This is a genomic window from Bacteroides sp. RTP31139st1_H2_RTP31139_211217 (assembly GCF_040227615.1).
In the GTDB taxonomy this organism is placed as follows: domain Bacteria; phylum Bacteroidota; class Bacteroidia; order Bacteroidales; family Bacteroidaceae; genus Bacteroides; species Bacteroides uniformis.
In genome coordinates, this window is record NZ_JBCNZM010000099.1 from 1 (window position 1) to 10,825 (window position 10,825).

The 10,825-nt window shown below is 46.9% G+C and carries 8 protein-coding genes; 5 read left to right on the top strand and 3 right to left on the bottom strand.

Annotated elements, in window-relative coordinates; all coding sequences use genetic code 11:
- On the bottom strand, positions 1 to 1,061 hold a 1,061-nt coding region (locus tag ABUA47_RS15710), incomplete at its 3' end, for a DUF6377 domain-containing protein (protein ID WP_349831744.1).
- 440 nt (positions 1,062 to 1,501) lie between these two features.
- On the opposite strand from ABUA47_RS15710, the gene ABUA47_RS15715 reads away from it, so the two are divergent.
- Genes ABUA47_RS15715 through ABUA47_RS15730 form a run of 4 tightly spaced genes read left to right on the top strand, consistent with a single transcriptional unit; the run spans position 1,502 to position 8,864 of the window.
- On the top strand, positions 1,502 to 4,417 hold the full coding sequence (locus tag ABUA47_RS15715) for a SusC/RagA family TonB-linked outer membrane protein (protein WP_410520144.1): 2,916 nt from the start codon (positions 1,502 to 1,504) through the stop codon (positions 4,415 to 4,417).
- A gap of 18 nt (positions 4,418 to 4,435) precedes the next feature.
- Positions 4,436 to 5,962 carry a RagB/SusD family nutrient uptake outer membrane protein gene (locus tag ABUA47_RS15720; RefSeq protein ID WP_005834883.1) on the top strand — a complete coding sequence of 509 codons (1,527 nt, stop codon included), beginning with the start codon at positions 4,436 to 4,438 and terminating at the stop codon, positions 5,960 to 5,962.
- Between the two features lie 31 nt (positions 5,963 to 5,993).
- On the top strand, positions 5,994 to 7,505 hold the full coding sequence (locus ABUA47_RS15725; protein ID WP_009037813.1) for a glycoside hydrolase family 30 protein: 1,512 nt from the start codon (positions 5,994 to 5,996) through the stop codon (positions 7,503 to 7,505).
- A 27-nt stretch (positions 7,506 to 7,532) separates the two neighbouring features.
- Positions 7,533 to 8,864 carry a DUF5125 domain-containing protein gene (locus tag ABUA47_RS15730; RefSeq protein WP_005834880.1) on the top strand — a complete coding sequence of 444 codons (1,332 nt, stop codon included), beginning with the start codon at positions 7,533 to 7,535 and terminating at the stop codon, positions 8,862 to 8,864.
- 93 nt (positions 8,865 to 8,957) lie between these two features.
- Here the strand turns inward: ABUA47_RS15730 and ABUA47_RS15735 are convergent, their stop codons facing one another.
- Together ABUA47_RS15735 and ABUA47_RS15740 are read right to left on the bottom strand one after the other, a co-directional pair.
- Positions 8,958 to 9,302 (bottom strand): hypothetical protein, encoded by a 345-nt coding sequence (locus tag ABUA47_RS15735; RefSeq protein WP_005834878.1) that lies wholly within the window; start codon positions 9,300 to 9,302, stop codon positions 8,958 to 8,960.
- Positions 9,299 to 9,607, bottom strand: a complete 309-nt coding sequence (locus tag ABUA47_RS15740; RefSeq protein ID WP_005824736.1) for an FtsB family cell division protein — start codon at positions 9,605 to 9,607, stop codon at positions 9,299 to 9,301. The genes ABUA47_RS15735 and ABUA47_RS15740 overlap by 4 nt, the downstream gene beginning before the upstream one ends.
- A 142-nt stretch (positions 9,608 to 9,749) precedes the next feature.
- Here ABUA47_RS15740 and ABUA47_RS15745 point away from each other — a divergent pair.
- Positions 9,750 to 10,825, top strand: a 1,076-nt coding sequence (locus tag ABUA47_RS15745) for a DNA polymerase III subunit gamma/tau (protein ID WP_349831746.1), incomplete at its 3' end; no start/stop codon positions are given.

Here is a 10,825-nt window from a genome sequence, read left to right on the forward strand (position 1 = left end):
ATATATAGGAAGGCAAACAAGGATATCAAAGACAAGACACTGACCAGTACCAAATACATACGTAACCGCGCTTCTTGCCTCTGATTACGTTCCTGATAGATCTGATGAATGGTGTCCTGCACCGCAGAGATGCCCACTACCCTCACCCGGTTCCGATATGCCAAGGCATTCTGCAAGCAGTAACTCATGTAGACATAAGCATGGTCAATATCACCCAAACTAAAAAGTACCCCCGCCAGCTCTTCCAACGAAGCAATATCTTTATTGGAGATACGTACATCGGCCATAGCAGAATATATCAGGTAAGTCAGATAATTTTCCTGCTCATCGGACTCGCGATAAAAGCAGGCCAGCACGTAAGCATTCATGGCATCGCGCCGAGTGTCGAATGCAGAATTAAGAATTCCCTTCTGCAAACGTTCTTTAAAAACATACATACTGTCCGTACCTTGTACTACCTGCCCTTTATACCACAAGAACAAGGGGTCTTCAGGGGTAAGAACCATATTCAAAGAGTCCTTGTAAACACGCTCCAACTGTGCATAATGTTCATGCAAAGTACCCATTTCACTACCGGTATACTGATTGAAATGCGAATACAGATACAACATTTGTCCGTAATAGTCCACTAACAATTCTTTGGGGAGCGAACCGCCCGAGACTCCGTCCAACTCATCCTGGGCTTCTTTCAACAGACCGGTGGCAGCCAACAGAAAAGACTTTTTTATCTTCCACTCCATCTGCCGGTATTTATCATTCTGCTTATAAACTATGTCCAAATTGCCTGCCACATAATTCATTGCAGAATCGGCATTATAGACACAATACTCATCATAAAGATTTTTATTCAGCCAATATCTCTCCTCCAAAGTACGCACATCCTTTCGCAACTTGTGCAACTGGGCAATCTTCGCCTCTTTAAGCATAGCAAACGTGTTTTTTTGCGCAATCAGAGAATCAAGACGCACCAGCAGTTCTTTTATCTTTTCACTGTAAGGTGCCGCATTCAGAAAGGTACACCCCATCAGCAAAAATAGTAAAGCTATGATTTTTCTTTTCATTTCTATTATCTATATAAGGCTGAGAGCACAAAGATAAATTAATCTATCTAAACATAAACTACCTCCACCCTAAAAAGTACATGAAATTTAAGAGATATTTCGACCGCTCAAAGCGACAAAACAGTATATACAGACCTCCTTCCATAGTGGCCGACCTTTACTTTACACAGTAATCAGCAAGAATACAACTTATTATATATCTGATATTTACATTTCACACAGACTTACTTCTCCATATTACCTGCCTATCGGACGAATAGGGTTGTCCGCTATCTTTGCAGCACAGAAAGAAAAGTGTACTATGGAAAACCACCAATCTCTATTAGGACATACTTTTCTAATAATAAATTAAATCTTTCAATTAAAGTACTATGAGAATGATTACAAGAAATCTTCTTACGCGGAGTTACAAGCTCCTTTTGACATTACTCGTACTGCTAATGTCAACAAATGCATTTGCCCAACGATTGACAGCTACGGGTAAAGTAACAGATGCTGCAGGCCTGGAGGTCATTGGCGCATCCGTATTGGAAAAGGGTACCGCCAACGGTGTTGTTACCAATCTGGACGGGGAGTTTTCCCTGAGTGTAGGACAGAATGCCACACTGGTAATATCCTTCATCGGCTACAAAACGATAGAGGTAAAAGCAACCACCAACATGAATATCACATTGCAGGAAGATAACGAACTGCTGGACGAAGTGGTAGTTATCGGTTATGGAAGTGTGAAGCGTAAAGACGTAACCACAGCCGTATCCACGGTTTCTACAAAGGATTTGGACCAACGCCCCATTGTATCGGCAGCCCAAGCCCTGCAAGGCAAAGCAGCCGGCGTGTCGGTTATGCAACCCAGCGGTGAACCGGGCGGAGGCATGAGCATCCGCGTACGTGGTACCACCTCATTCAACGGCAGCAACGACCCGCTCTACGTAGTGGACGGTGTGCCCGTGGACAACATCAACTTTCTCTCTCCCAACGACATTGAAAGTCTCTCTATCCTAAAGGATGCCTCATCGGCAGCCATCTATGGTTCGCGTGCAGCCAACGGTGTGGTACTGATTACGACCAAAGCCGGAGCAGAAGGCAATGCCAAAGTGGCACTGAACGTACAATATGGTATGACGAAAGTAGCCAAGAGCATGGATGCCCTGAATACAGAACAATACCGTGAGTTACAGGAAGAAATCGGGGCTGTCAACCCCGCTGCCCTTGAAGGTCTAACAGACCAGACAGACTGGTTTGATGAAGTTTACAAAACCGGACAGACCCAAAACTACCAGGTGTCCGTATCTAACGGAAACGAAAAGATGAAATACTTCCTCTCTGCCGGTTATCTGAATGAAAAAGGCATTTTGGAAGGCACGTACTTCAAACGATATAGCTTCCGTGCCAACATTGACAACCAGATACGCAGTTGGCTGAACGTAAGTGCCAATATCTCCTACTCCGACAATATCGGAAACACCGGCATCATTTCCGGTACGGGTGCCAACCGTGGCGGTGTAGTCCTCTCGGTTATCAACACACCGACCTATGCTCCTATTTGGGACCCTGAAAAGCCGAATCAATACAATAAGAACTTCTACGGGGTAAATATCATGAACCCGATGGAAAACCTGGCCCGCCAGAAAAACAACAAGAACAAGGAGAACCGCCTCATCGCATCCGGAGCCGCTACCATCAGCTTTCTGCCCAACCTGAAGTTGAAATCATCCGTAGCCCTGGACCGCCGTAACGGTGTAAGCACCACATTCCTCGATCCAATATCGACCACCGACGGACGCAACAGCTTCGGTACAGCCTCTGACAACCGGAATATGAATACCGTGTTGGTTTTCGATAATATATTGACTTACAATACCAATATCAAGAAGCACGGCATCGACGTAATGGCAGGTTCTTCCTATACCAAATCGGACTATACCAACAGCTGGATAAACGGCTCACATTTCCGGGACGATAAAATACAGACCCTGAACGCTGCCAATAAAATTTCATGGGACGGTACCGGAACAGGAGCTTCACAGTGGGCCATCTCTTCCTATTTCGCCCGTGTGTCCTACAACTATGACAGCAAGTACATGCTTACCATGAACATGCGTGCCGACGGTTCATCCAAGCTGCATCCCGACCATCGCTGGGGTATTTTCCCCTCCTTCTCGGCTGCATGGCGCATTTCGTCGGAAAAGTTCATGAAAGACATCGCTTGGATTGATGACTTGAAGCTCCGCGGTGGCTGGGGACAGACCGGTAACCAAAGCGGTATAGGCGATTACTCGTATCTGCAACGTTACAACATCAACCGCATACCCTGGTTTGAAGAAGGTAACGACCATGCAGTTCCCGGTATCAGCCAGGCCAACCTGAGAACAAGTGACCTGAAATGGGAAACTACCAACCAGACGAACATCGGTCTTGACCTGACTGTACTGAACAACAGACTAACCTTCAGCATGGACTACTATTACAAGAAAACTACAGACATGTTGATGAAGGTAAGTCTGCCTGCTGGTGCGGCAGCAACCACCAGCATCACCCGTAACGAAGGCGAGATGACCAACAAGGGATTCGAGTTCGCCATCAACTCCCATAACCTGACCGGCGAGTTTTCTTGGGATACAGACTTCAACATTTCTTTCAATAAGAACAAGCTGACCAAGCTGTCATTGCAGAAAATCTATACAGCAGCAAGCAGTGCCGAGGTGGTGAAAGAAAATATCGTACGCAATGAGCCCGGACGTCCTTTGGGTGGTTTCTACGGCTACATCAGCGACGGTGTAGACCCCGAAACCGGTAACCTGATTTATCGCGACCTTAACGAAGACGGCAAGATTTCCACTTCTGACCGTACCTATATCGGCGACCCGAATCCCGACTTCATCTACGGATTGACAAACACCTTTACATGGAAAGACCTCAGCCTGAGCATCTTCATCCAAGGAAGCTACGGAAACGACATCTTCAATGTGTCCCGTATGGAAACCGAAGGTATGTATGACGGTAAAAACCAGTCAACGGAAGTATTGAAACGCTGGAGAATTCCCGGACAGATTACGAATGTCCCGAAAGCCAACTTCAACATCAAGAACTCCACTTATTTTGTAGAAGACGGCAGCTACCTGCGTGTCAAAGACATTTCACTCTCTTACAACATCCGTTGCCGCCAGTTCAAGAAATGGGGTATCAGCCGCGTACAGCCTTACTTTACCGCCAGCAACTTGCTGACCTGGACCAGCTATTCAGGTATGGACCCCGAAGTGAACCAATATGGCAACAGCGGTTCTGTACAGGGCATCGACTATGGAACTTACCCGCAGAGCAAATCATTCGTTTTCGGTATCAATGTTGAATTCTAAAAAAGGAAGAAATAACTTATGAAACTAAACCATATATATAAAAGTATAGCTTGCGGTGTATTGTTGGCAATGACCGCAACCTCATGTGACTTGGACTATAATCCGGTAGACACCTACTCGGATGTAACGGAAGGAGTGAACAAAACTGATGAAAAGCCTATTTTCAACAGTGTGCAAGACGTGGAAACTTCAATGGTAACCCTTCACAAAAAATTTCGTGACCGGCAGGAGCACTGGTATGTCGACAAACTGCTTATCGGTGACGCTCATTCCGATAATGCCTACGCCGGAACAACGGGGGCCGAAGTGGTGCCTTACGAAACCAACTCCATTGAAGGCTCTAATTCTGTACTAAAACGTGACTGGGACCGTTTCTTAGGCGACATTGCCGTTGCCAACCGCATCATCGTGGGCTGTGACCAGCTCAAGGCACTCAGTGAAAGTGAACGCGGCAAGTATCAGTCACAAGCCAAGATATTCCGTGCCATGGTCATGTTCGATATGGTACGCTTATGGGGTAACTTCCCGGTCATCACTACCGTGGGCGGTGACATTACCGAAGACAACGTAGAAGAAATGTACCCGACCTATTTTCCTCCACAGAATACGGCTGAAGAGGCTTACGCCCAAATAGAGAAAGACCTGACTGAAGCAGTGGAAAACCCCAACACACCGACAAACGACACATCAGACAAGAGCATACTTACCAAATCGGTGGCACGTGCCATGCTTGCCAAGGTCTATGCAGAAAAACCTCTGCGCGATTATGCAAAGGTTATCAAATATGCCGATGAACTTGCTGCCGACGGCTTCGACCTCGTGGAAGACTTCAGCGACCTTTGGGCGTATGATACGGAAAAAAAAGACTGCCGGGTACGCAATACCAAGGAGGCAATTCTCGAAGCCCACTTTCCTCCCGGCTCCGGCAACTGGTGTACTTGGATGTTCGGCCGTAACTTGAGCAACTGGGATGAAAGTTTCACCTGGGCCAAATGGATTACCCCTTCCCGTGACCTTATCCGCCTCTATGAAGAGCAAGGAGACACGAAACGTTACAATGAATCTGTTGTATGGTATGACTGCGGATGGAGCAACTATTATCCGGCAGACCATTATGCCTTCATGTACAAATGCCGCTCTGCGTTCAACAGCATTATCTATCTGCGATATGCCGATATCCTGCTCCTCAAAGCCGAAGCAAAAATTATGGGAGAGGCTCCCGACCTGAACGGTGCAGCCGACATCATCGACCGCATCCGCAACCGCGCCGGACTGGGCAAACTTCCACAAAGCACCCGCAGCAGTAAAGAAGCATTGCTCCAAGCTTATATGGACGAACGCCGCATGGAGCTTGCCTTTGAAGGACAGCGCTGGTACGACCTTTGCCGCCTCAATAAGGTAGAAGAAGTGATGAACGCCGTTTACGCCAAAGACAGCGGCCGCCATGCACAAGAAAATCTGTTCAATGAGAACTCCTATCTGCTGGCTATTCCCCAAGGAGCCATCGACCAGAACGAAAATCTGATACAGAACCCGGGCTATTAATACTAATGAGTAATATAAAAATCAATTGAATATGAATTTAAGAAATATATTCACTACCGCATTAGGTTGCTTCACCATACTGGCAGCCTGCGGCAATGACAATGACAGTAACATCACCCCTACACCGGAACCCAAGCCAGACCAACCCACGGAAGAGGCAAAGGATGTTACCCTCTATGTAACGAACACCAGTCGTACTTATGATTTGACAAAGTCCGGGCTGGCCTTCGGCACCGGAAGCAACATGTCACCTTCTACCGTGACACTTGACCCTGCCACCCGCTATCAGGAAATGGACGGTTTCGGTGCAGCCATCACCGGCTCTACCGGTTACAACCTGATGCAGATGACACAAGAGAACCGCACGAAGTTTCTGACTGAAACATTCTCGGACAAAGAAGGCTATGGCTTCAGCTATGTACGTATTGCCATCGGTTGTTCCGACTTCTCATTCAGTGAATTCACTTGCTGTGACGAAAAGGGGCTTGAGCACTTTGCCCTTCCGATGGAAGACACCAAATATGTGATTCCTATATTGAAGGAAATTCTGGCAATCAATCCTGCCGTCAAAATAATTGCCGCTCCCTGGACATGTCCGAAGTGGATGAAAGTGAAAAGCCTGGAGGAACGTGTACCCTTTGACTCATGGACCAGCGGACACTTGAACCCCGAATATTACAGAACGTATGGCGACTATTTCGTAAAATGGATACAAGCTTTCGAAAAGGAAGGCATCAAAATCCACGCTGTGACTCCGCAGAACGAACCGCTGAACCACGGTAACTCAGCATCCTTGTTCATGGGATGGGAAGAAGCCCGTGACTTCATCAAGACCGGCCTGGGCCCTGCCTTCAAAGAAGCCGGAGTTACTACAAAGATTTATGTTTTCGACCATAACTACAACTACGACAATCTGGCCGACCAAAAAAGTTACCCTACCAAGATTTATGATGATGCGGAAGCCTCACAATACATTGCGGGCGCTGCCTACCATAATTATGGCGGTAACCGTTCTGAGTTGCTGAATATCCACAAACTCTATCCCAACAAGGAACTGCTTTTTACGGAAACCTCCATCGGTACTTGGAACTCCGGTCGCGATTTGGAAGCACGCCTGCTTAACGATATGGAAGAAATAGCATTGGGAACAGCCAACAACTGGTGCCGCGGCACCATTGTGTGGAATCTGATGTTAGACAGTGACCTGGGACCGGTAAGCCCCTCAGATGGTTCTTGCAAGACCTGCTACGGTGCAGTGGATATTGACAATACAAACTATTCTAAAATTGTCCGTAATTCCCATTATTACCTTATCGGGCACATGTCTTCAGTCGTGAAACCGGGAGCTGTACGTATCGGAACGACCGGTTACACAGCCAACGGAATCACCTACTCCGCCTTCGAGAATACGGACGGTACCTATGCATTCGTATTGGCAAACAACAATGCAGATGCCAAGCGAATCACCGTAAGCGACGGCACACACTACTTTTCCTACGAAGTTCCGGCCAAAGCAGTCGTTTCTTACCGTTGGAAAAAATAAAACTAATAATTTAAACAGAAGATTATAATGAAAAGCTTAAAATACTATCTAATGGCATTGGCAGGCATAGCCATGCTGAATGCTTGCAGCGATGACGATCCGGTTCCCGGCAACCCGACAATGGACTTTCAGGCAGAACCTTCTTCAGCCTTGTTCGGAGACAGTCTGCCTTTTACAATCAAGGCATCGGACGCAGATGTACCCCTTTCCACGTTAAAAGCGCGGTTATACTTCAGCGACGAAATGGTGTCAGAGACTATAATCCGTACAAAAGTAAACGGTCAAGACTATACCGGGAAAATATATGTTCCCTATCTGGCAAATATTCCCAACGGAACAGCTACATTGAAGTTCATTCTGCAGAACATCAATTTCACAATTACAGAGAAAAGCTATGACGTGGCGCTGAGTCGTCCGGACTTCCCCTACCTAACTCTGATTTCCGGAGACCAAGAATACCGCATGGAAAAAGTCGCAGCCAATCAGTATAGCGTGACCGGTGAATTTGCACAAAAAGTGAAAGGTTACATCAAAGCTCCTAAAGTAGGCGCCAACGGGAATGAAATCAACTTCGGATGGAGCAACGGTGCCATTACACAAGGTACCTCCAGTGAAATTACCTTCTCCAATCTGTCAGCTGGAGAATATTCCATCTCCTTCAATACGTTGACTTATGCAGCCGCTCCTTTCGTGAAACTACTGCTGAACGGTTCTGAAATGGAGATGGTGGATGATGACCATTACAGCATCGACCTCAATCTGAAGCAAGGGGACAACATCACTGCAGACATTCCCAACTTCGACCAATATTGGATAGACCCCGACTTCTTCGAAAAGAATGAAGACGGTTCGCTGAAGTTCCTGCCCATCGATGGAACTTATCGCGTCATTGCCAACCTGGCCCTGAATTATCTGGAAGTATTGAAAATGAACGGAACAAGCACCGCCACTCTGAACGATGACGGAACCGGCGCCCTTTGGATTATCGGTGACGGTATCGGTAAACCTTCCGTAGCGACCAATGCCGTAGGTTGGACTACAGAAAAAGGTCTCTGCATGTCACAGATTGAAGCGAAGAAGTATCAGGTAACAGTAGTAGCGGGAGAGCAAATCAAATCTGATGACATCAACTTCAAGTTCTTCCACCAGCAAGGTTGGGGAGGTGAATATAAAAACGATGCCTTGTCTACCACCAGTGACTTAGTATTTATAGGTGACGGTACCAACGGACGTGATGCCGGCAACTTGGGCCTCGTAGAAGGCAAAAGCCTGGAAAACGGTGTCGCTTACCGGTTCACAGTTGACGTAACGGCAGGTGTCTCTTCGGCAGTTCTGACAGTAGAAAAGGTAGAAAGATAGACGGATAACGCAGAAGATTAACTAAATGAGAAAGGGGCTGGCTCTATAAAAGAGTTCAGCCCCTCTTGTTTATGCAGAATATATGTTCCGGATTTAGCTTAAACCTTCTTTCGCCTCTTCTTGTGGAATACGTATCGAAGTGTAAAGCTCAAGAATGGCGGCTATCGTCAGAGACACAATCCATTCATTGCCCCTTGTAAAGAGCATGAATGCCCCCGTAAGCACCAGCAAAAGCGCACCGAATATTTGCTGTCGGCGCAGGCGTTTGACAGTGGGACTTTTACATTTGGACGGAGAATTAATTTGGGCCAAAGCAACCATCGTAGCGCCGATAGTATATATATAAGGTGAAAGAGGCCAGCCCGTGATATAAACGGCAGCTCCTGCCAAGAGCATCACGGCCCCTACTGCGAAAAGGGCAGGTATCAGTTGTTTCATTCTTCTATATCTTCTTCAAATACATAAATATCCTCATTGGGCTTTTTCATCAGATACTTCTCACGGGCAATCCGTTCGATGGCACCGGAGTCGACGGCAAGCTCATTGAGCCGTTCGGTATTCTCCTCGTATTCCTTGCGGTACTTTTCTATTTCATCGCGCAGACGGCTTTCTTCCCGGGCGTAACCCAAACGGCGTACAACACTGTTCTCATCCAGGAACCCGATAATTACAGCAAACAACGCAAGCGTAATCAAATATTTATGCTTGCGGACAAAAGACCAAAGAGAAGCAAGTTTATCCATCTCGTTATCTACTATTTAGCAATTTATCATTCATGATGGAGCTTGTCCATCATATAACTTCACGTCACAAAGATAAGAGGAATAACCGAAAGATTTCTTTTTTTTGTGTACATTTGCACAAAAAGCAAAGAATATCCCAAATATGGAAAACTATATCGTATCTGCACGGAAATATCGTCCCTCGACCTTTGAGTCCGTAGTAGGCCAACGTGCACTGACCACTACCTTGAAGAATGCCATTGCCACCGGAAAACTGGCGCATGCCTATCTTTTTTGCGGTCCAAGAGGCGTGGGAAAAACAACTTGTGCCCGTATCTTTGCTAAAACAATCAACTGCATGAGCCCCACAGCAGACGGCGAGGCATGCAACCAATGTGAATCCTGCACTGCCTTCAATGAGCAGCGCTCCTACAATATCCATGAGCTGGATGCCGCCTCAAACAACTCTGTGGATGACATCCGCCAATTGGTGGAGCAGGTACGCATTCCACCTCAGATAGGCAAATACAAAGTATATATCATTGATGAGGTACATATGCTGTCCGCCTCGGCTTTCAATGCTTTCCTGAAAACACTGGAAGAGCCTCCACGCCATGCCATATTCATCCTTGCCACTACCGAGAAGCACAAGATATTGCCCACCATCCTTTCACGCTGCCAAATATATGATTTCAGCCGGATTGGTGTGGAAGATACCGTAGCACACCTCGCATATGTCGCCTCCAAAGAAGGTATCACTGCTGAACCGGAAGCGTTGAATGTCATTGCCCTCAAAGCAGACGGCGGTATGCGCGACGCACTATCCATCTTCGACCAGGTGGTAAGCTTCACCGGAGGACACATCACCTATAAGAGCGTGATTGAAAACCTCAATGTGCTGGACTATGAATACTACTTCAAACTAACCGGATTCTTTCTTGAGAACAAAATCAGTGACGCGTTGCTATTACTGAATGATGTGCTCAACAAAGGCTTCGACGGCAGCCACTTCATCACCGGACTTTCATCCCACCTGCGCGACTTGCTTGTCAGCAAAGACCCGGCGACACTGCCGTTGCTTGAAGTGGGCGCAAGCATCCGCGAACGTTACCAAGCACAAGCACAGCAATGCCCCCTCCCTTTTCTTTACCGTGCCATGAAGCTCTGCAACGATTGTGACCTGAACTACCGTGCCAGTAAAAACAAACGGCTACTGGTAGAGCTCACTCTGATACAAGT